This is a genomic window from Peribacillus sp. TE19612 (genome assembly GCF_056279465.1).
On record NZ_JBWCCL010000005.1, the window covers coordinates 124741 to 147155 of the forward strand.

22 protein-coding genes, 1 pseudogene and 1 riboswitch are annotated in these 22415 nt (G+C 40.0%); of the genes and pseudogenes, 4 read left to right on the plus strand and 19 right to left on the minus strand.

All coding sequences use genetic code 11. The features are described 5' to 3' along the window. Positions 1-34 precede the first annotated feature (34 nt). The 15 genes and pseudogenes from ACZ9AO_RS10755 to ACZ9AO_RS10825 all read right to left on the minus strand — a co-directional run bounded on the left by ACZ9AO_RS10755 (position 35) and on the right by ACZ9AO_RS10825 (position 13330). Positions 35-685: a methionine ABC transporter permease gene (locus tag ACZ9AO_RS10755; protein ID WP_476109044.1), complete on the minus strand. Its 651-nt coding sequence runs from the start codon at positions 683-685 to the stop codon at positions 35-37. Continuing rightward, the gene (locus ACZ9AO_RS10760) at positions 627-1706 is read right to left on the minus strand and encodes a methionine ABC transporter ATP-binding protein (protein ID WP_251541438.1); all 1080 of its coding nucleotides are present in this window, start codon (positions 1704-1706) and stop codon (positions 627-629) included. The genes ACZ9AO_RS10755 and ACZ9AO_RS10760 overlap by 59 nt, the downstream gene beginning before the upstream one ends. A 43-nt stretch (positions 1707-1749) precedes the next feature. Then, positions 1750-2583: a MetQ/NlpA family ABC transporter substrate-binding protein gene (locus tag ACZ9AO_RS10765; protein WP_063595203.1), complete on the minus strand. Its 834-nt coding sequence runs from the start codon at positions 2581-2583 to the stop codon at positions 1750-1752. 87 nt (positions 2584-2670) lie between these two features. Beyond that, entirely contained in the window at positions 2671-3675 is a 1005-nt protein-coding gene (locus ACZ9AO_RS10770; protein WP_476109045.1) for an LLM class flavin-dependent oxidoreductase, read from the minus strand. 450 nt (positions 3676-4125) lie between these two features. Next, on the minus strand, positions 4126-5268 hold the full coding sequence (locus ACZ9AO_RS10775; protein ID WP_476109046.1) for an amidohydrolase: 1143 nt from the start codon (positions 5266-5268) through the stop codon (positions 4126-4128). Between the two features lie 14 nt (positions 5269-5282). Further along, entirely contained in the window at positions 5283-5792 is a 510-nt protein-coding gene (locus ACZ9AO_RS10780) for a GNAT family N-acetyltransferase (protein ID WP_048679003.1), read from the minus strand. Positions 5793-5817: 25 nt separating this feature from the next. After that, complete coding sequence (locus tag ACZ9AO_RS10785; RefSeq protein WP_476109047.1) at positions 5818-6588, minus strand: amino acid ABC transporter ATP-binding protein; 771 nt, start codon at positions 6586-6588, stop codon at positions 5818-5820. After that, positions 6585-7295, minus strand: coding sequence for an amino acid ABC transporter permease (locus tag ACZ9AO_RS10790; RefSeq protein WP_406593780.1), 711 nt, complete (start codon positions 7293-7295; stop codon positions 6585-6587). Before ACZ9AO_RS10790 ends, ACZ9AO_RS10785 begins: the two co-directional genes overlap by 4 nt. Positions 7296-7315: 20 nt before the next feature. Next, entirely contained in the window at positions 7316-8023 is a 708-nt protein-coding gene (locus ACZ9AO_RS10795; protein ID WP_251541444.1) for an amino acid ABC transporter permease, read from the minus strand. A gap of 32 nt (positions 8024-8055) precedes the next feature. Beyond that, positions 8056-8879 (minus strand): annotated as a pseudogene (locus tag ACZ9AO_RS10800) (amino acid ABC transporter substrate-binding protein). A gap of 20 nt (positions 8880-8899) precedes the next feature. Beyond that, entirely contained in the window at positions 8900-9433 is a 534-nt protein-coding gene (locus ACZ9AO_RS10805; RefSeq protein WP_063595209.1) for a GNAT family N-acetyltransferase, read from the minus strand. 121 nt (positions 9434-9554) lie between these two features. Beyond that, positions 9555-9815, minus strand: coding sequence for a glutaredoxin family protein (locus ACZ9AO_RS10810; protein WP_476109048.1), 261 nt, complete (start codon positions 9813-9815; stop codon positions 9555-9557). Between the two features lie 38 nt (positions 9816-9853). Beyond that, on the minus strand, positions 9854-11188 hold the full coding sequence (locus tag ACZ9AO_RS10815) for an LLM class flavin-dependent oxidoreductase (RefSeq protein WP_476109049.1): 1335 nt from the start codon (positions 11186-11188) through the stop codon (positions 9854-9856). 74 nt (positions 11189-11262) lie between these two features. Further along, a complete protein-coding gene (locus ACZ9AO_RS10820; RefSeq protein WP_476109050.1) occupies positions 11263-12285 on the minus strand; it encodes an LLM class flavin-dependent oxidoreductase in 1023 nt (340 codons plus the stop codon). Positions 12286-12418: 133 nt separating this feature from the next. Continuing rightward, positions 12419-13330 (minus strand): LysR family transcriptional regulator, encoded by a 912-nt coding sequence (locus tag ACZ9AO_RS10825; RefSeq protein WP_251541448.1) that lies wholly within the window; start codon positions 13328-13330, stop codon positions 12419-12421. Positions 13331-13818: 488 nt separating this feature from the next. Between ACZ9AO_RS10825 and ACZ9AO_RS10830 the strand changes: the two genes are divergently transcribed. After that, the gene (locus ACZ9AO_RS10830; RefSeq protein ID WP_057278656.1) at positions 13819-14031 is read left to right on the plus strand and encodes a hypothetical protein; all 213 of its coding nucleotides are present in this window, start codon (positions 13819-13821) and stop codon (positions 14029-14031) included. Between the two features lie 124 nt (positions 14032-14155). Here the strand turns inward: ACZ9AO_RS10830 and ACZ9AO_RS10835 are convergent, their stop codons facing one another. After that, a complete protein-coding gene (locus ACZ9AO_RS10835) occupies positions 14156-14215 on the minus strand; it encodes a BBE domain-containing protein (RefSeq protein ID WP_375541188.1) in 60 nt (19 codons plus the stop codon). Positions 14216-14793: 578 nt separating this feature from the next. Continuing rightward, complete coding sequence (locus ACZ9AO_RS10840) at positions 14794-16182, minus strand: amino acid permease (RefSeq protein ID WP_063577410.1); 1389 nt, start codon at positions 16180-16182, stop codon at positions 14794-14796. A 494-nt stretch (positions 16183-16676) separates the two neighbouring features. Continuing rightward, a riboswitch (glycine riboswitch) is annotated at positions 16677-16755 on the plus strand. A 194-nt stretch (positions 16756-16949) separates the two neighbouring features. Between ACZ9AO_RS10840 and ACZ9AO_RS10845 the strand changes: the two genes are divergently transcribed. From ACZ9AO_RS10845 to ACZ9AO_RS10855, 3 genes are all read left to right on the plus strand, one after another. Then, positions 16950-18293 carry an amino acid permease gene (locus ACZ9AO_RS10845; RefSeq protein WP_476109051.1) on the plus strand — a complete coding sequence of 448 codons (1344 nt, stop codon included), beginning with the start codon at positions 16950-16952 and terminating at the stop codon, positions 18291-18293. A gap of 275 nt (positions 18294-18568) precedes the next feature. Beyond that, a complete protein-coding gene (locus tag ACZ9AO_RS10850; protein WP_249595272.1) occupies positions 18569-18769 on the plus strand; it encodes a DUF3311 domain-containing protein in 201 nt (66 codons plus the stop codon). Next, entirely contained in the window at positions 18766-20244 is a 1479-nt protein-coding gene (locus ACZ9AO_RS10855; RefSeq protein WP_476109052.1) for a sodium:solute symporter family protein, read from the plus strand. Before ACZ9AO_RS10850 ends, ACZ9AO_RS10855 begins: the two co-directional genes overlap by 4 nt. A 133-nt stretch (positions 20245-20377) precedes the next feature. Here the strand turns inward: ACZ9AO_RS10855 and ACZ9AO_RS10860 are convergent, their stop codons facing one another. Together ACZ9AO_RS10860 and argH are read right to left on the minus strand one after the other, a co-directional pair. Then, on the minus strand, positions 20378-20584 hold the full coding sequence (locus tag ACZ9AO_RS10860) for a hypothetical protein (RefSeq protein WP_057278651.1): 207 nt from the start codon (positions 20582-20584) through the stop codon (positions 20378-20380). Positions 20585-20925: 341 nt separating this feature from the next. Beyond that, positions 20926-22410: an argininosuccinate lyase gene (gene argH / locus ACZ9AO_RS10865; RefSeq protein WP_251541473.1), complete on the minus strand. Its 1485-nt coding sequence runs from the start codon at positions 22408-22410 to the stop codon at positions 20926-20928. Positions 22411-22415: the final 5 nt, after the last annotated feature.

Sequence of the window (22415 nt, forward strand, 5' to 3'; positions counted from 1 at the left end):
ATTCATTCCACTCCCCCTCTGTAAACTACCGCAACTACACTCTTCTAATTTTCCGTTCGAATATATTTCCTAAACTTTGTACTCCCTGAACAACAATTACTAGAATTACAACGGTGACGAATATCGTAATAGTGCTAAAGCGTTGATAGCCATATGTTATCGCTACATCTCCAAGTCCACCGCCACCTATAGCTCCTGCCATGGCTGTAGCGCCCACTAAACCAATTGTTGCAGTTGTTATACTTAGAATTAATGAAGCAAAAGCCTCAGGCATTAAAAACCTGAAAATAATTTGTAACGGCGTTGCTCCCATGGCTTTCGCGGCTTCAATAATGCCTTCATCCACTTCCAATAGCGAATTCTCCACAAGTCTTGAGATATATGGGCCAATATGAAGCACGAGTGGCACAATTGCTGCTGTTGTACCAATCGACGTACCAACAATTAGTCTTGTAAATGGAATAATCGCCACAAGCAAGATAATAAAGGGAAGCGATCGGAAAATATTTACAATCGGATTCACGATAGAAAAAATAAATCTATTTTCATAAATATGACCTTTTCTTGTTACAACCAATAAAATGCCTAAGAATATTCCAATGATGCTTCCAAAAAAAAGTGAAGTACTAACCATGTACAGAGTTTCCCACAAGGCGTTTAAAATGAGCTCTTTGCTTACTTCCATCCTTCGTAACCTCCTTCACTTTGACATTTTGATTCTTTATAAACTGTAATGCCCGATCAATTTCATCTTCATTTCCTATTATTTCAACAATTAAATTACCAAATGGGATGCCTTGTAACTCAGTAATATTGCCGAACAGAACGTTTATTTCCACATTAAACCTCTTCGCTGTTTTTGAAACGATAGGCTGACCAGAACTCACTCCCAAAAAATCAATTTTAAAAATCCGACTGAAATAGGCATCCTCATCGAGCAATCCATATACACTTGATGGCACTTCATCGCGAACAACCGATCGAATGAAGTTACGTGTTGTTTCTGTTCGTGGACGGGCAAAAATATCGATCACATTTCCTGATTCAATCACGCTCCCATCCTCCATCACTGCAACCCGATTACAAATTTCTTTAATCACTTCCATTTCGTGCGTGATAATTAGAATGGTAATTTTATATTCTTCATTAATCCGTTTCAACAGATTCAGGATTGATTTTGTTGTTTGTGGATCCAATGCCGATGTTGCTTCATCGCATAATAAAATCGAAGGGTTTGTAGCCAAAGCACGGGCAATCCCGACACGCTGCTTTTGTCCACCTGAAAGTTGATTTGGATAGTTCATTGCTTTGTCTTCTAGACCAACAAAGCGGAGAATCTCATTAACTCGTTCTTCAATCTCTTTTTTCTTTTTTTTACTTAACAATAATGGCATCGCCACATTATCAAAGACTGTTTTGGAATTAAGTAAATTAAAATGCTGAAATATCATGCCAATATTTTTCTTAGCTTCACGCAAATCTTTTTCAGACATCTTGGCAAGGTCTTTTCCTTCTACAATCACTTCACCTGAGGTAGGATATTCAAGTAGATTCACAGTTCGGATGAGTGTACTTTTTCCGGCTCCACTAAAACCGATAACCCCGAATATATCCCCTTTTTCAACGGTTATATTAATCTCCTTTAACGCTTCAATTTTCTTCTCCCCGCCATCAAAAACTTTTGAAACCCGACGAAATTCTATCAAAGTGGCCACCTCCTCTTATTAACTAGCTTGGTATAGACACCCCTTAAAACGCGGGCACGACGGCTCCTTCATATTGATCAAAAATAAATTCTTTGACCTTTTCCGTCGTTAATGCATTCGCAAGCTTTTGGATCGCTTTATCGTCCTTATTGTCTGGACGAGCAACTAAAATGTTTACATAAGGTGAGTCCTTCCCTTCAATTATCAGTGCATCATCGAGAGGTTTTAACCGTCCTTCCAGAGCATAGTTTGTGTTAATGGCCGATGCTTCCACATCATCTAGCGAGTGAACTAAAAGAGGGGAATCGACTGGAATGAATTCTATTTTTTTATCATTTTTTGTAATGTCCTCAATCGTATAATCCCCTGACTTGGAAGCATCCAACTCAATGATATTATTTGCCGCAAAAAGCTGTAACGATCGCGAAAAGTTTACTGGATCTTTCGGTACGGCTACTTTCGCTCCGTCTGACAATTCACCTATAGACTTAATTTTTTTGGAATAGACACCAAATGGTTCAATATGTACACCCTTCACATTAACCAAATTCAAACCACTATCTTTATTTACTTGCTCTAAGTAAGGGGTATGTTGGAAGAAGTTTGCATCCAATTCTTTGTCTGCTGTTTGTTGATTCGTTTGAATTCCATCCGTAGAAATCACTACATCCAGTTTCACGCCTTGTTTTTCTAAATCCGGTGCGATAAACTCTAAAATTTCTGCATGTGGTATTGAGGCTGCACCAATTTTCAAAGTCACTTCCTCATCCTTGTCTCCTTTACTCCCCGATGATGTTTGCTCATTACTTCCACAAGCTCCTAATACCAGCAATACTACTGTTAAAACCGTAACGGACAGCCATTTAATTTTCTTCAATGTTTCTCGCTCCTTTTTTATCCTTTTATATTGAAATAACAAACATTTATCAGCTGCTTCATGCCCTCTGGATCTTTTCTTTTCCTTCTATATGTTAGTCTCTTCCCCTAAGCGAAGCGGACTTAACAACTGAAAGGATTGGATCCGTTCTGCTTCTCTTCGAAGCGGTGTATGCAAAATAAATTCATCCACTTGAAAAACTTTCTGAAGTTCCTTTAAAATCCCGTTAACATATCCTGGAGTTCCAGCAATAACACTTGCGGTCTGCTCTTCTATTTCGTAAGCTTCACCAGCCTGCTTCTCAAATGACTCAGCCTGCTCACGTGATTGAACTGTCAGCGTCCGGCCACTTTGCAGATGAACTTTAAATAGTTTGTGTTCGCTTGCCAGCTCCTCTGCCTTTTGTTGGGTAGGAGCTGCCACAACCGCTACTGATACGATAAAGCGACCTTCTGGGTACTTGCTTCGGTAAGCAGAAGACGCTTCATACAGCTTGGTATCATCACTATTAATAAATCTGGCGAATACAAAATCCATTCCGAGGTTAGCGGCTAGTTGAGCGCTGTCTGAACTTGCACCAAGCAGAAAGGTTTCTGGCTTTTCAGGCGGTATCGGTGTTGCTTGAATACCAGAGAGCAAGTGAGCATCATCGATTGAATTTTCAATTATCTTTTGCAATAAGGATGCACGTTCCCCAAAATCTTTTCCATCATTCACAGTTCCAAATTGTAACGCCTTTGTTGATAAAGGAAATCCACCTGGTGCTTTACCAATGCCAAGATCTACCCTGCCCGGGGCAAGAGTGGATAAAACATGAAAATTTTCAGCGACTTTATAAGGGCTGTAGTGTTGAAGCATGACACCTCCCGAACCTACACGAATGGATGTGGTTTTCGATAATAAATAAGAAATTAATACTTCCGGTGAAGATCCAGCAACTTGTTCCATATGATGATGTTCCGATACCCAAAAACGGGTATATCCCCATTCTTCAGCTTTTTGAGCTAGGTTTACGGTTTGCTTAAGTGCATCAACTGCCGAACTCCCAGGAAAAATGGGGCTTTGATCTAATATTCCAAGCTTAAAACTCATATGACTTTCTCTCCAATCATTAATACCGAGTTAACAAATCGAATTAGTTGTTTTAATGTAATTGAAATTCATCCTAACATTGTAAACAAGCACTTGACAACACCTTATTTGATAGAAAAATTTATTTAATTGATAAAAAAATTCTATCAATTGCTTATGAATTTCGAATGCATTTGCCTAATAATTAACCACGCTCTCGCCTATCATGGTTTGAGATTTATTCTTCTTACCGCTATCAGAATAGGATTAATCAATGAGGAAGAGAAATGGAGAGAGGAGTCTATGAAAAGCTGGAATAAAAAAATGAAGAGTGGCTATGTGTGGAAGCTAAAATGGGGGGAATGTTCGCATCATGAATATGCTTGAAATCAAATTTGACCGAAACCTTAGGAATTACAACAACAAAGGTGCTAGTCACGAAAATGTGTCTGGCACCTTTGTCAAATATGTTCACCACTTACCATGGTTATATAATAAATCCTTGGCACTTTCATATAAAAAATGAGCGGCCTTAATAATGGCTTTTTCATCAACAGTAAAAGTTGGATGATGCCAGTCTTCGTTTCCGTTTGTACCAAAAAAGGCAAAGGTACCGGGGATATGTTGAAGGTAATAAGCGAAATCTTCACCACCCATTGAAGGTTCTGGATTGATTACATGCAATGATTGCTGCCGAGCAGACCTGCGTGCCATCTCTGTGACTGCCGGATGATTAAGAAGCGCGGGCGGTCCAGGAAACCAACCAATCTCAGCTTCCTGTGAAAAAGCAGCAGCAATATGATTCACAATCGAATAAAACTTTTCTTTTACTTCTTCGCGGATCCCAGAACTAAAGGTTCGAATCGTTCCTTCCAATATGACGTCACCCGGAATTACATTCCACGTGTTTCCACCTGTTAGTCTCGTAACACTCACCACGGCACTTTCTAATGGGGATACATTCCGGCTGACGATAGTTTGAAGAGCGGTAATAAGCTGAGCCGCTGCCGCTATTGGATCTTTTCCGTGTTGAGGGATGGCCGCGTGGCTCCCCTTCCCTTGAAGAACAACATGAAAACGGTCTACTGCCGCCATTAACGGACCATCTTTTATCCCAATGGTACCGACAGGCAAATTGGGTTTATTGTGCAGCCCAATCACAGCCGCTACATCGTCAATTTGACCATCTTTTATCACATGTACCGCTCCGCCACCTAATTCTTCTGCGGGTTGAAAAAGCAATCGCACTGTCCCGCACAACTCTGATTGATATTCTTTCAAAAGGTAGGCAGCACCTATAACAGCTGCCGTATGAAAATCATGGCCGCAAGCATGCATCACCCCTTTTACTTTCGAAGCAAATGGCAGTCCCGTTCGTTCCTCAATCGGAAGAGCATCGATATCCGCCCTTATGGCTACTGTCGGTCCGGGTCTCCCACCCTTTATATCTGCAAAAACACCTGTTTTCAATCCTGTATGACGGATTTCAATGCCCTCTTCCTCGAGCCAATTTTGAATTGATTTTGTCGTTTCAAATTCTTCATTTGATAACTCAGGATATTGATGTAAATGGCGCCGTATCGATATTAAGCGCTTTTCCAGCTCTCGACTCATACAGTCGCCTCCTTCTATAAATCTAAGCGATAGCATTTTACTAAAATATCATGATTTTGAAATTCTTTTGTTCGATCCCGTTTAAAGCCAAACCATTCATATAGTTTAATGGCCTTATGCATCTTATCAGTAGAATGTAGATACAAACTGGACGCACCTTGCGATTTTGCATAATTTACACTAGCCTTTAATAATTCCTGAGCGATACCGCGTCCCCTTGATTCGGGATGAACGGCCAACAACCGAATGATTGGTGAAAAAATCCCAAGTTCCGGCTTTTCATATGCTTTTTCAGATGACTGAAAAAGCTGTAATGTGCCAAGGATATCCTGATTGCACTTTGCAACCAACACCTTATCAACATGTGGATTATCCAATGAGGATTCAATATTTTTTAAATATCCTTCCCAAGCTTCCGGGTTCGAATATTCATGTTCATATTGTTGATAACTTTCTACCAATAAGCGGCGCACCGTCTCTTTATCTGCTTCAATCAATTCATCGACTACGATTGTATTAATCATACGTCCTCCCTTGGCCCCTTCCTTTTTAATTGGCCCTTTCTTCTAAAAACGATACGGAAAAATCTCTTGATATCCGATTTAAAAATTGTCGTGTTCGATCTTCCTTTGGAGCATTGAAAATCTCCAATGGTGAACCTTCTTCTACAATCACCCCGCCATCCATGAAAATAACACGATCCGATATCTCTTTAGCAAAACTCATTTCATGGGTTACAATCACCATCGTGATGCCTTCCTGTGCAATTGCTTTTATGACAGAAAGCACCTCCCCAACCAACTCAGGGTCGAGTGCCGACGTTGGCTCGTCAAATAGAATGACCTCCGGATTTAAAGCAAGTGCCCTGGCAATTCCAACACGTTGCTGTTGACCTCCTGACAATTGCGAAGGGAAATGGTCATGCTTATCTCCCAAACCTACTTTTTCCAATAACAGCTCACTTTCCCGTTTCGCCTCATCTTTCTTATATTTTTTTGTAACAATTAACCCTTCCATTACATTTTCCAAAACAGTTTTATGAGCAAATAAGTTATAATGCTGAAAAACCATTGCCGATTGTCTCCTAAGGGATAAGATTTCCCTTTTGGTCGCCTTCTTGGACTTCACCTGTATATTTCCCACTTGAACGATACCCTCTTCTGGTTTCTCCAGAAAATTCAAGCACCTAAGCAGGGTCGTTTTCCCAGATCCACTTGGTCCTAGAATGGTAACTACTTCTCCCTTGCCTATTTTCAAATTAATCCCTTTTAAAACAGGCTGCTGGTTAAATGATTTTTTTATATCTTTTAAATAAATCATTGTATTCCTCCTCGATTATAGGCAGTGGCCTTTTTCTCAATTAAAAACGAAAGCCCCTCTGCAATGATTGTGAGACCCCAATAAATTAAACCAGCAGCGATAAAAGACTCCAAAAATTTCAAATTGGTGGATGCAACAATATTGGCTGCTCCTGTCATTTCTTTTTGGGATACAATGAAAGCAATGGATGACGTATGCAGAAATCCAATGAAAATATTCGTGAAATTCGGGATGGACTGAGCAATGGCCTGTGGCAAAACAATTCGCGTCATGGCTTGAAACGAATTCATCCCCACGGAATAGGCTGCCTCCATTTGGCCATTGGAGACACTGATAATTCCCGATCGGAATATTTCTGATAAATAAGCACCCGCACTCAACGATAAAGCGGTTAAGACAAATAAAATGATCGGAATGGAATTAGATTGTATACCCAAATCAAATTTCTTAGAGATTTGATCGATTAATAATGGAAAACCGAAATAAATGAGCATTATGTGCATGATAATTGGTGTTCCTCTAAAGAAGGAGACATAACCATTTGCAACTTTACATAGAAATTTCACTTTATATATCCTAATCAAGGCAACAGCGAGACCGATAATAAAACCTGCAAGAAGAGGAAGTATCGTTAAGATAAGTGTGATCGGAAGTGCTTTAATAATCTCCTTAAAAGCAGTCCAAATGAATAGAATATCAATCGTCAAGTCCTTCCCTCCTCCCTTTGTTATCCAGTAACAGACACATCAACAGTTTGATGCCGATTAATTCGGTTTTCATAAAGTCTGAAAATTTTCTCAAACAATAGCACGACTGCATAATAGATAACAGCTAATGAGAGATAGACTTCGAGAGCATGTGCAGTTGCAGCAATTAATGTCTCTCCCCTGCCCATCATATCCATTACGCCGATGGTAAAGGCAAGTGAGGTATCCTTCAAGGATCCAATAATTGAGTTTGCGATATTCGGGAAAGCACTCCGTATGGCCTGAGGAAGCACAATTCGAAAAAAACTTTGACTATTATTCATACCAACAGAATAGGCTGCTTCCGTTTGCCCATAATCGACAGCCTTAATCGCTCCTCGGAATATTTCTGCGAAATGCGCCCCATTACTTAATGCATAAGTAATAATGACAAAATACAGAGCATCCATTCTTGAAATATCAATATTAATGAATAAAAGAATTGCAGGCAGTCCATAAAAAACTAGAAATAATTGTATTAAAATAGGCGTTCCCCGAATGAATGAAATATACAAAATGACTAGTTGATTCAATACTGGGATACGAAACAATCTCAGGATGGCTGCCGCTATCCCGATGACCATTCCTAATAAAACGGATGCTGCCAGAATTTGCAATGTTACTCCAAGGTAATATATTAACGTCGGAATGAGATCGACGATTAATGAAGGATCAAATGCTTTCCCCATGCTTTAGCACCTCCGCGCTTGCTACTATCTAATTAAAATCCTACTGAATAGTCTGCGCCAAGCCACTTTTTACTTAGTTCGCTAACTACCCCATCTTTTTTAAGCTCCACAAGTGCTTCATCAATTCTCTTCTGTAAAGGCGTTTCGTCTTTTCTTAGCAAAAAGTATACTTTTGAATTAAGAAGTGGCTCACCCACAACCTTTTGCTGTGCATCTGCTTGTTTATTTAAGAAGTCGACGGCAAATGGTGTAGTAATGGTAGCATCCGCCCGACCAGTTTTGATTTGATTCTTCGTATCATCTACGCCTTGACCAGAATAGACAATTTCAATACCGGCATTATTTTCTTTATTATACTTTTCAAGAAAAACAGCAGAATTGCTCGTTGCACTCACTATCGCTTTTTTTCCTTTTAGATCTTTAATGGAGTGAATATCATTGTTGTCCTGATGAACTGTAACTTGAAGGGGAAAGACATTATATGGTTCTTTATTAAATAGAAATTTTTCTTTTCGTTCATCATTCACCTCCATTTGGTGCGCAACAAAATCTATTTTGTTCGTTTCTAAACTTAATAATAGATTAGAAAATTCCATCGTTTTAAATTCAAATTCATATTCAGGCAGCTTTTCATCGATTTGACGAACCAACTCGACATCATACCCTGTCAGCTTACCATTACTATCCAAAAAGCAAATATTAGGGATTGAGTCCCAGTTCCGACAATGATTTTCCGAACTTTTTTATCCTTTGAATCTCCAGAACTGGATTTTGCTGTACTCGTTGTTTCTTTCGAAGAGCAAGCTCCCAAAAAAGTAAGTAGCAGTGCCATAACAATTAATAGTGTTTTTTTCATCTCAATTCCCCCGAACATTTTTAATTACTAACAATTGGTTCTTTATTTTCAATAATGCGATACAGCGTTTCATCTAGAATTTTACGAAGATACACAATTTTTTCTCCATCGTGATCTCGTTCAGCAAAAATCTCATAGCCTCTTCTTTCATAAATGGAAACAAGCCAAGGATGACGTTCAGCAGTCGCCAAATAGACGGCCGGCGCTTTCACCTGTTTCCGAAGTATGTTTTCTTCCACCCAGGTTAACAAAGTCGAGCCAAAACCTTTTTGTTTGTATAGGGGGTCGACTGCAAACCACCAAATGAATGGGTAAGGACTGAACTGATCAGGATCATTCCATGGATGACGAACTGTCACAGTGGAAACAATTTGGCCCTCTTGTTCTAAAACATAAGTGAGATTCCGCCGAATATTATTCGTCACTAGCTGCAAATCAGCAGTCGCAGCGAGAAAGTTAATATTCAATTCCCTGATTGGTTCATAAGCCCGAAGTGTAACGTTTAGCACTTCGGGAGCATCCTTTACAGTGGCAAGACGGATTAGCTGTGTCATGATTAACTCCCCTTTTCTATAACATATTAATTACACAAGAATAGTCGGATTTATTTATGCAATCTTTCCTTAATTCAATCAGTCATTCTTTTAGACTCAGTTTTAATCGCGTGATTTTTTGTTATTGTACACGTTTAAGTACTTTTTCAAGATTAGGAATTCCAATTTCCGTAACGCTCTCATATACGCTACCTCGCCCAAGTTCAATAATGGGCACATACCGAACACCATATTTGATTTCTAAAATATCTCGCCGATCATCATGATTGGTAACATCCACCGTTTGATAAGCGATCTCCTTTTCTTTTAAGTATTGTTTAACCTCTTCGCAATAGTGACATCCTTGTTTTGACCAAACGACGACAGATAACGCTTCTCCCAATTCTTATTCCTCCTTCAATTTTTAAATTGATTCTTCAATCATTGATTAATGCTTTCTTTCGCATAACGATTTTCCGGGAATGGAAGCCCCAAGTTGCCTCTTAATGTTTCTGCTTCATATTCAGTACGATATATTCCCCTTTTTTGAAGGATAGGGATCACATAGTCTACAAAGTCACTTAAAGCATTTGGAACACTTGAAGAAAAGATAAATCCGTCCGCCCCCTTCTCTTCAAACCATTGCTGAATCAGATGCGCTACTTTCTCTGGAGTTCCAGTGAAAGAAGTCCGGGGTGTTGTCTCCTTAAGTGCTATTTGACGGAGCGTTAACTGTTTCTCCTTCGCTTCCTGTTTAATTCGGTCAGTCGTACTTCGGAAACTGTTTTTTCCGATGTCTCCGAGATTTGGGAAAGGTGCATCCAGTTCATACTGGGAAAAATCATGATGATCGAAGTAACGTCCCAAATAGTCAAGCGCCTTATCTATAGAAACCAGGTTAGCGAGTTCTTGATATTTGTGCTCCGCTTCTTCCTCAGTTGCACCAATGATTGGCGCGATACCTGGCAGAATAACAATTTCATCAGGATTTCTCCCGAATGCAATAGCTCTGTTTTTTACATCTTGATAAAATATCTTTGCATCTTCCAATGTTGGTTGACCTGTAAAGATTGCATCCGCTTCTTTAGCCGCAAAATTTTTGCCAGCTTCTGATGAACCAGCTTGAAAAACGACAGGTCTCCCCTGTTTAGATCTGGCAATGTTGAGTGGTCCTTGCACGGAGAAAAATTCTCCTTTATGCTTTAATTGATGCATTTTAGAAGGATCAAAAAACTCACCGGACTCTTTATCCCGAGTAAACGCGTCATCCTCCCATGAATCCCAAAGTCCCTTGGTGACTTGTATATATTCTGATGCTATCCGATAGCGTTTGGCATGATCAGGGTGTTCTTCAATTGTTTTGTTATAGTTCAAGGCCGTACTCTCAAGAGGGGTAGTAACAAGGTTCCATCCGCCACGACCTTGACTAATGTGATCAAGTGAAGCAAATTGCCGAGCTACAGTAAATGGCTCACTGTAAGAGGTGGAAACTGTTCCGACAAGCCCTATTCTTGATGTGAAAGCAGCGAGTGCGGATAAAATGGTAAGTGGTTCAAATCGATTTAAGAAATGCGGTATTGACTTCTCATTGATAAACAATCCGTCAGCAATGAAAAGTAAATCGAACTTTCCCTCTTCAGCCTTCTGGGCCTGCTCCTTATAAAATTCAAGACTAACACTGGCATCTGCTTGAATGTCTGGATGTCTCCAACCAGATATACTCCCTCCAACTCCATGAATAAGCGCTCCAAATTTCAACTTTCTCTGTTCAGACATCGATACTCCTCCTTTAATTAGTCGGTTTTCAACTTTGCTGACATCCCACATCTCCCCTAATTGCTGAGGCCCTTTTAATTTTGGCTCGTAACGTGTTTCACTTCAGATAAGGCTAATTGAAGTGGACTCAACAATCGAAAAGATCTGAACCTTTCTGCTTCCTTTAAAATCGGCGAATGTAAGATAAACTCATCTACCCCGTACTTTTCATGTAAATTTGCTAAGACTTCTTTTACATAAGAAGGAGTTCCAGCAATAATATTGGAATCCTGTTCTTCTATTTCGTAAGGCTCCCCAGACTGCTTCCCGAATATCTCTGCTTGCGCTATTGTTTGGACTGTGACAGAACGACCGCTTTTGAGATGAACTTTCACAATCTTCTGGTCACCTGTTAACTGTTCCGCTTCATGTTGTGAAGGAGCAGCAATCACTGAAACCGATACCTTAAAGCTCCCGGTTGGATAGATACTTTGGTAAATGTGTGCAGCATCTTCAAGTACAGTCTCATTACTGTTGATAAATCGAGCAAATACATAAGCTATCCCAAGTTCGGCTGCTAGCCTGGCACTGTCAGCACTTGCACCAAGCAGAAACATCTTAGGCTTTTTGGAAGGGAGCGGTGTCGCTTGAATGCCTGCAAGCGGGTGAGATTCATCAACTGAATTTTCAATTATTTCTTGCAGGAAAGATAACCGCTCTTCGAAATCTTTTCCATCATTCACAGTTCCAAACTGTAGCGCCTTCGTTGATAAGGGGAGGCCTCCTGGTGCCTTTCCGATGCCAAGGTCTACCCTGCCTGGCGAAAGATTCGATAACACGTGAAAGTTTTCCGCCACTTTATATGGACTATAATGCTGAAGCATAACACCTCCGGACCCTACCCGAATCGATTTTGTCTGAGCTAATAAATAAGAAATCAAAACTTCCGGGGAAGACCCCGCCAGCTGTTCGGCATGATGATGTTCCGATACCCAGAAACGGGTATAACCCCACTCTTCTGCATGTTTAGCCAGATTAATGGTTTGCTGTAGTGCATCAAATGCTGAAGCTCCTGGAAATATCGGGCTCTGGTCTAAAATGCCAAGCTTATAACTCATATTCTCTCCTCCTTTTTAATTCAAAGTTTACTTATGAGAATAATTATATTTTGACATATCCTATCACCTAAAACATGCTAATGGCAATGGTTTTACTAATAGAAAAAAATATTGTATTGATAGAAAATATCTATCAATTAGATTGTATCTGTAATTGCTGATGGTTTTTCTCAAATTTCCGAATTGATAAAAGAATGTCTTTCCATAATAAAGGGGATTCCATCCCGTGATTTAAATGCGTCAGATAGATGTGCTGCTTTATCTTGATTAAATGTGACACATCCACTTCAATCAAAGTTCCCTGTTCTAACTCTTTTTTAATACATAAGTACGGTAAAAATCCGATACAGCTTCTGCTAAGAATTAGCGACTTCGCCACTTCCAGGTGATCAACCTGAAAATCAATGCGCGGCTCTACATTTGATACTTCAAAAATTTTATGAACGTGGTTCCAGTCAAGCGCACCACACTCAAAAAATACCAACGGCTCCATTGCTAATTCCTGTACTGTTAGCCCAGTTCGAAGTTGAAATGGATGTCCTGGATACACGACTAAACGAATCGAATTATCAAGGGTTTTGTAATTTTGCAGACCACTATGTGTAACATCCTTCATAAAGGCTATATCAACCTGTTTTTGAAGCAATTTTTCCATTAATGCATCATTTGTCGCTGAAATAAATTTAAAGCGTAAATTGGGGTTTTCCTTTTTCCATAGAGGAAGAGCAAATGGAATAAAGTATTGCGATGTAATGATATTGGCCCCAATCGTTATTTCCTCCAGTTCGCTTCCTGTTTTCAACTGCTTTTTCCCCTGGTGAAAGGTACGAATAATTTGATCCGCAAATGGAATGAAGGCTTTCCCTTTTTCAGTTAAAATAATTCCTCTCCCTTGCCTCTCAAATAATACTGAATCGAGTTCACTCTCAAGCGTCTTAATCCTTGCCGAAACCGTTGGCTGTGATAAAAACATTGCCTCTGCGGCTTTATGAAAACTATTAAGGTGAACAACATACATAAAAGCTTCAATATGATCAATATTCATCTTGCCAACTCCTTTTTCCAAAATGAACGCAAAAAGCTCCTGTTCGCTTATCGCGTTCAGGAGCTTTCGGTTGTCCAATCAGCCCATCCACTTATAATAATTCTTTCTCCGATTTTAATCTGATAAATCCAATAAGTAAAGTATAATTTAATTAACTTAACAACGAATAAGTCACATTTTTTTTTTGCATTATCTTACAATTTTACATTCAAGGAACGCAATACTATTTATGCAGATTTAAGAATTCTAAGTAAATAAAACTAATAATTTCATTCTCGTTCTGCCTGTTTTTCAGTCCTAAGGGTGTATCTATTTTACGAATTTGTATTGTCCATAAATTTTGCATAGTTTATTTAAATTGTTTATCCCAATGGACTTGGCCGTTTCAGTCCATCTTGTCTACGTTATATTTTTTTCTTCTTATAAAAAAGAAAAGAAAGGTCATCCTAATGGAGTAATTCTAATAATGACATAAGGAGAGAAACTACATGCCTCAACAACAAATTGATATCAATCAATTAAATCAAGCAAAAGCAAACGTTACCCTTACGCAAACCTTACTTTCACAAGCAATTGAAAAATCTTCCTCGGATCCAACTTTGGCACAAGAAGCCATTAAACAAGCGGCTCAAGAAATCGCCCAAGCCCAATCTTCCGTAAATCAGGTTTACAATACAGTACAAGCTCAGCAAGCGGAATGATTTTGGGGATTATCTCGATTAATTGATTCAAAACAAGAATAAAGAGGCCTATATCCAAATTCAGGAATAGGCCTTTATATAACAAATGTATTTGTTGAATCCAAGCTTTTTCACCCCCACTTATTTAATGGCGGTTTGATTGTGGGAACTTAAACGCATTGTATGGATCATACCTCGTTTTCACTACTCGAAGCCGTTTAAAATTTCCTCCATAGCAAGCAGCTGGTCAATCTTTAATGGTGTAACGATACGCCCGGTAAGCTTTGTTCTTTCCAAAAGATAGCCCCTTCCTCGGGCAACATCCTATGAAAAAATCTTGCAAGAAGACATATTCCTAAGCTTATTGATTCATTCCCCCTGCTGGCCCCCCTTGTTACGGGGGCAAATTAGCTACACTCGTGAGTTTCGCTGTTTTACTCGTGAATTCAACGACTTTACCCGTGAGTTTCGCTGTTTTACTCGTGAATTCAACGTCTTATCGTGATTTTTGCTGTTTTACTCGTGAATTCCACGACTTTACTCGCGAATTTCGCTGTTTTACTCGTGAGTTTCGCTGTTTTACTCGTGAATTCAACGTCTTATCGTGATTTTTGCTGTTTTACTCGTGAATTCAACGACTTTACTCGCGAATTTCGCTGTTTTACTCGTGAATTCCACGACTTTACTCGCGAATTTCGCTGTTTTACTCGTGAATTTCACAATTGATCTACAAGGACAAAAAAGGCCCTTCTCGAATTAGAGAAGGGCTTTCAATAGAATTTCTTATCCTGAAATCTCATCATCGGATTTAACGTCCAACGGTGTTCGTTTATCCATTTTCAGCATGTAATAACTTGCTATTACCAAGGCTAGGAAAACGATCCCGACAACCAAGGAAATCCTTGTACTAGGATTGATCCACATACCTACCAGCACCATCAGCAAAAAGGCTATTGTTGCATAGTTACTGTAAGGGGCCAATGGCATTTTGAACGGATGTTTCTCCATTTCAGCGGCATTTACCTTTCTGAATTTAAGCTCACTGATCAGTAAGACAAACCATGGAATCATCCCAGGCAAAACACTCGCACTGTACACATAAAGGAATACTTGCGGCGGTGCAAGGTAATTCAGGATAACCCCGATGCCCAATCCTAATAGTACAGCGATCGTGCAATATGCCGGCACTCCATTTTTAGATACTTTAGCAAAGACTTTCGGAGCTTGGCCATTCAATGCCAGTGTGTAAAGCATACGACCTGCACTGAAAATCCCACTGTTGCATCCAGACATTGCCGCAGTGATTACGACAAAATTGATGATGCCTGCCGCTGCAGTGATACCTATTTTGGCAAAGGTCGAAACAAACGGACTGCCTAAGTCATCCAGTTGATCCCAAGGGAATACTGTCACGATTACGAAAATGGCACCAATGTAGAAAATTAAAATGCGCCATATGATTGATTGGATCGCTTTTGTTACGGTCTTCGTTGGGTCTTTCGCTTCTCCGGCTGTGATGCCGATAAGCTCAACGCCTTGATAGGAAGCCACTACAAGTGAAAGCGCAAAGAAGAATCCTGTCCAGCCTCCCGTAAAGAAACCGCCATTTTCCCAAAGATTCGATAAACCAATCGCATCCCCGCCATTCCCTATTCCAAAGAAGATAAGGCCTAGGCCGGCAACGATCATCAATATAATCGTTATGATTTTTATAAGTGCAAACCAGAATTCAAATTCCCCGAAGGATTTAACGGAAATGAGGTTGGCCGCTCCCAAGATGATCATGGCGACCACACCTGGTATCCAGGCCGGTAACTCCGGGAACCAATATTGCATATACAAGCCAACCGCAATGATTTCGGACATTCCGACGATTACCCATTGAAACCAATTGCTCCAAGCAGTCATATAACCTGCCAAAGGATGTATATAGCTGCTCGCAAAGGTTGCAAAAGAACCTGTAGTCGGTTCTAAATAAAGCATCTCACCCATGGAACGCATGATGAAAAATATAAAAATACCTGCGATGGCATAAGCAAGCATTACAGAGGGCCCTGTCCATTTGATCGTGCTCGCCGATCCCATGAATAACCCGACACCGATGGTTCCGCCCAAAGCTATCATTTGAATGTGACGTGCTTCCAGCCCTCTCTTTAATTCCTTGTTCGACATGTTTAACTCCCCCAGATGCAATATCGGTAATGCTTTTCTATCCTTACCACGAACTTATTAATTATTGCGGTTAGAAATGCTCTATCGAAAAAATATCAATAACACTTCATTTATGTTTTCTTATCTTATAATAGTAAATATTCTGTAAAAATACAATTGTATTTTTGAAATAAACAGTTGCCAAATATATCTTGGCAATTTTCCTAATCTAAAAATATAATTTTTAAAAAATGATGATCAATATTTCATAATAGTGATCCTCCAAAAAAATAAATTTTTCAAGTACCTTTATAAAAATTAAGACCACTATTAAACTACAGATAATGCCTGTTTCATTTCAAAAAATTTGTTGACCTACCGAAAAATAGATGATAGAATTCCAATATTATTTTATAAGCATAATGAATGATCAAGCAGTGAAAATTATCACTGGCTGACATTTCTTCACAACCGCATACAAGCAAGCGATGAATGCTATGGATGACACTATAGCAGGAGCAGCTTCTGGAGAGACTGTACAAGATGCAGCGCCGAAGGATTCACAATCTCAGGCAAAAGGACAGAAGAGTAACGAATGATATATTGTTATTCTGAACCCTTTAAGAGATTGGTATTATCCAATCTCTTTTTTTATTGTCCATTTTGTGGTTGGACTAAAATAACAAATGGGAAAGGCAAGCTGGACGAAAAAATTACGTCCCTCTCTCCAAGACCATGCAGGTAAACTCATTCACTACCAAGACTATAAAAAGACGGGGGCGTAAGAATTGGCAAAACAAGAATTAAAAAGAGATTTAAAAAATAGACATGTACAACTGATCGCAATAGGAGGAACCATTGGCACCGGATTATTTTTAGGTTCCGGAAAAGCCATACAATTGGCAGGACCTTCTATATTATTTTCTTATCTGATAATAGGGATTGCCTTGTTTTTTGTGATGAGGGCACTAGGGGAATTACTCTTATCCAATGCAGGGTATACATCATTCACTGAATTTGCAACCGAATATGTCGGTCCATGGGCCGGCTTCGTAACAGGGTGGACATATTGGTTCTGTTGGATCATGACCGCAATGGCCGATATCATAGCTGTCGGCGTCTATATGCAATATTGGTTCGATATCCCTCAATGGATTCCGGCTCTAATATGCCTAGTCATTCTGTTAGGATTGAACCTTTTGACCGTTAAGTTATTTGGTGAATTGGAATTCTGGTTTGCCATCATTAAAGTAATCACGATCATCGCCTTGATCGTCGTGGGGATCATCCTTTTGATCATCGGCTTCAATACCAATAGCGGAACGGCTTCCCTAACGAACCTATGGAATCATGGGGGCATGTTCCCTAATGGCATTTCTGGATTCCTATTATCTTTACAGCTGGTCGTCTTCTCATTTGTCGGTGTCGAATTGGTCGGGGTTTCTGCAGCAGAAACGGCGAACCCGCGAAAGAACATTCCATCTGCCATCAATAAAATCCCTGTCCGGATTTTGCTTTTCTATGTTGGTGCCATATTCGTCATTCTCTGCGTCAACCCATGGACACAACTGGATGCCACGAGCAGTCCATTTGTAGAGGTCTTTGCGTTAATTGGCATTCCAGTCGCTGCAGGGATCATCAACTTCGTCGTTTTGACATCCGCTGCTTCTGCATGCAACAGTGGATTATTTTCAACAAGCCGAATACTCTATACGTTAAGCAGGAATGGCGAAGCCCCTGCTAAACTGGAAAAATTAAACAAACAGGCTGTTCCGAGCAATGCCTTATTCACATCCACAATCGTTGTATCAATAGGGGCATTATTAAGCAAGCTGATACCAGAACAGGCATTTACTGTCGTGACTACCATCAGTGCCATCTGTTTCATATGGGTATGGAGCATTATCTTGATCTCCCATATCAAATATTCGAAAACAAGGCCTGACCTAAGAGCCGAATCGACTTTCAAGGCTCCTTTTACACCCTTTGTCAATTACGTCATTTTAGGATTATTCCTGTTCATCCTTATTGTTATGCTATTCGCTGAAGCTACAAGGCTATCACTGCTCTTGACCCCAATCTGGTTCATACTTTTGGTAATACTATATAACTCTAGGAAAAAATATAGCTAAAGAAAATAAAGCCTTGAACTCACTAAGAATTCAAGGCTTTATCTGTTTTATGAACATATCATTGTTCGGCTGTCTGCGCACTGCTGCTAAAATATATCAGGCAACTGCATTAAATTTTATATCAAAATAGTGTAAGCTAATATATATATTATCGGACCTTTTCGGTCAGGTATGAATTTTCCATCCGGTTCGGTTCACACATCCATCAGTGGCATTGAAGAATAAACCCCCATTGGTGGGCGTTTCACATTATTTAAAACGGAGGGGGTTGTTTAATGAAGATTATATATATTCTTACACTAGTTCCTTTTATAGGCATACTGGGATTTCTACCTTTTGTTAATAAAATAAAACCATATGTATTAGGGATGCCTTTCAATATGTTCTGGATGGCTATGTGGGTGGTCCTTACCTCTGCCATACTCGGCATCATGTATAAGCTGGACCCCAGGAATCGGGAAGGTGACCAGGAATGAATATTGCTCTCTTAATCATTTTAGCATTTTTACTTCTATCGATATTTTTAGGAATACGCTCTTCAAAAGGAAAAGATATGGACTTGGAACAATGGACGGTGGGCGGACGCGGTTTTGGTGCGATATTCGTCTTTCTGCTGATGGCTGGGGAAATCTATACGACCTTCTCCTTCCTGGGCGGCAGCGGCTGGGCTTATGGCAAGGGCGCACCCGCTCTATATGTTCTAATTTACATTACCTTGTCTTACGTATTATCCTATTGGCTCCTGCCGGAAATATGGAGATACGCCAAAGAAAATAAACTGATGTCTCAATCCGATTTCTTTGTAAGCAAATATAAGAGTTCCAGTTTAGGAATTTTGGCTGCACTTGTCGGTGTGGTGTCGATGATTCCAGTGATCGTCGTGCAGCTGAAAGGATTGGGGATCATTGTCTCAGAAGCATCTTATGGTGCCATCTCTATGTCTGAGGCAGTTTGGATGGGGGCGATCAGCCTTACCATTTATGTGATGATCTCCGGTATACACGGTTCAGTTTGGACCGCGGTCATTAAAGATATCATGATGGTCGCCATAATAGGATTTTTGGGGATTTATCTGCCGATTCATTACTTTGGCGGATTTCAGCCGATGTTTGAAGCGATTGATGCGGCCAAGCCAGGTTTTCTAAAGTTCCCTGATCAGGGACTTAGCGTATCATGGTTCATCTCCACAGTAATATTGCTCGTATTCGGTTTCTATATGTGGCCACAAGTTTTTAGCGCTGTTTATTCAGCACGCAGCGGCAAGGTATTTCGAAAGAACGCCATCATCAGCCCTTTATATACACTCATGCTGTTATTCGTCTTTTTCGTTGGGTTTACAGCTATATTGAAAGTGCCCGGACTCGTTGGGGCAGATGCAGATCTCTCATTGCTGCGCCTTTCGATCGAGACCTTTGATCCATGGTTTATAGGCATAATCGGCGGCGCTGGATTGTTGACCGCATTGGTGCCGGGATCCATGCTTTTGATGAGCGTCGCTACACTGCTCGCGAAAAACGTTTATAAGGAATTTGCACCTGCCGTATCCGATCGCCACATTGTACGATTAGCAAAGTTCCTTGTGCCATTCATTGCCCTTATAGCCGTCTACTTCACCTTAAACGGCGGCGAAACGATGTCGGCATTAATTCTTATGGGATACAGTCTCATCACACAGCTCTTTCCATCCCTTCTCTTTAGTCTGAAAAGGAATAATCCGATCAATAAATTTGGCGCAATCGCCGGCATCATTACCGGATTGGCCATCGTAATCTGCATTACACTCAGTCAATCGACAATAGGGACCTTGTTTCCATCCTTGCCGCAAGCAGCAAAAGATTTGAATGTGGGAATCATTGCATTGGCAGTCAATTTCATTGTGATGATCACGGTGAGTATTGCTTTCAGAAAGCACGCAGTTCAGTTGGAACCTAAATCCGTTAACGATATATGAAGCAACTTTGAAACTGGTTATGGATCAATAAACATTGGAGGCTCAGTCAAAAGACTGAGCCTTACTTATTCTCGGCTTCCAAGTATAGTTTCTTTTTCTCAATATTGTTTATGGGAAACCTCATTTTAGACTATTAATCTTTTCTGTTTATAAACAAATCCCCTATTTTAACTAATAAATATAACGAAAAAATAATCATCAAGGTTCTGGATACTACCAGACCATCAATAGCTAAATCATATCCGCCTCTTAATAAGACTTCCGGATTCAAACAAAAAGTAATCGATATTACGAAAGCTATTAAAATCAGGATAACACCGAACTGAGATCTATTTGACATTAACATTCCTCCTCATATTATATATTTTCCAAATAATAGAATTGTTTTTAGGAATAATCTACATTCATTGTCTCTGGGGATGACTCAGTTGCATTAAAAATCCAAAATAAATAGCCACCCTGATAAAGAATGACTATATATCATAAAATATGAAGCTTTCTCAGTAAAATCGATCGTATTGCTTGCGAGCCAACAAAAAAAACTCTCTTCAGAAGGTTCATGCTTTTACTCGTGAGTATCGAGCAAATACTCGTGAGTTTCATGCTTTTACTCGTGAGTTTCGAGCAAATACTCGTGAGTTTCATGCCCGTTAAAACTCATTTTCTTTTTACCCCGTACCTTCAGTAATCCACTAAAGCCTTCCTGCCATCATTCAATTCTTTGACCACTTTCTTATATTCCTGCAACTCTTGTTCCAGTTTTTGTTTTCTATTTACAATCATTCTCGTAACCTCTTTCGGGGAGGGCCCGCCTTGAATGCTTCTGATTTCCACAAAATATTCGGGAGAGATTATTTTTTTCCATTCATCTTCTGCTATGTTCACTGAAACGAATTCATTGATAATCTTGTTGATTTCTTGTGTGTCCCAATCATATAGCTCTTTCCCTTCACTAATCGACTTTTTTGCAATATGACTGGCTATCGAATGGGCTTTTCTAAAGGATATGTCGTAATCTCTTGATAGGGTATCCGCTAATTCAGTAACCGTTATACTGGATTTTGCGGCCATTTTCTTTGTATGTTCTTCATTTACTTTCAAAGTCGATATGACGGCATACATTAGTTTCATGACACGGCCTGCATTCGAAAAAGCCCGATATAAATGCGGCTGTAAATCATCTTCCGTATCGACGATATCACCAAATGGTGTATTGTGAATCATATTCATTGCAGCAAGTGCATCACCATACGCACTGCTTGCAATCGAACGGGAGTGTTCAATGGAGACAGGATTCCTTTTTTGCGGCATGATGCTGCTCACTTGAACATAAGGGTCCGCCACGTGAAATGTACCGAACTCCCTTGTCACATGCTGCAGGAAATCTTGAATCCACCTTCCGGTATTGACCATGCACGTCATGATGGCAGTTGCGGTTTCCAATAAATAATCTGCCCCGCCTATCGAGTCATAGGAATTTTCAATCACCGAATCAAACCCAAGCAGTTCAGCCGTACGGTTCCGACTGATCGGAAATCCGGTGGTCGTTAACGCGGCTGCACCCAAAGGGGATTGGTTAACCGTTTCATAGGCTGCCCATAACCGGCCAATATCCCTTTGAAGCACATCATAAATGGCTAAAAAGTAATGTCCTATTGTAGTCGGCTGAGCCGGTTGGGTATGCGTGTAACCTGTAATATAGGTTTCTGTATGCTTTTCAGCCTGCACCAAGAATGCTTCACTCAATTGGTTTGCATAGCCAATCAATTGGAGCAGATGACCTCTCAAAACAAGCCGGTACATTGCAACTCCCATATCATTACGACTGCGGCCGATATGAATCTTCCCTGCAAGTTCATGGCCGATTTCCTCACCGATCTTTGCCTCCATCATGAAAAATAAGTCCTCGAATTGGGGCTGATAGGTCAACTGCGCGAGATCTGTTTGGGCCACTTTCCGAATCCCATCAAGCATGGTTTTCGCCTCTTCATCTTTAATGATCTTTTGTTCCGAAAGCATGATGACATGTGCCCGATGAATATCGAACATTGCATCAAATAAGTAATCTCTTTGATCATTAAAAACAGGCATCAGAAGCTCTCTAGCATAGGTTTTTCCGGGAAAGACACTACCTTCATTTTTGATGAATTCTTCAAGCCTGCTCATCTTTG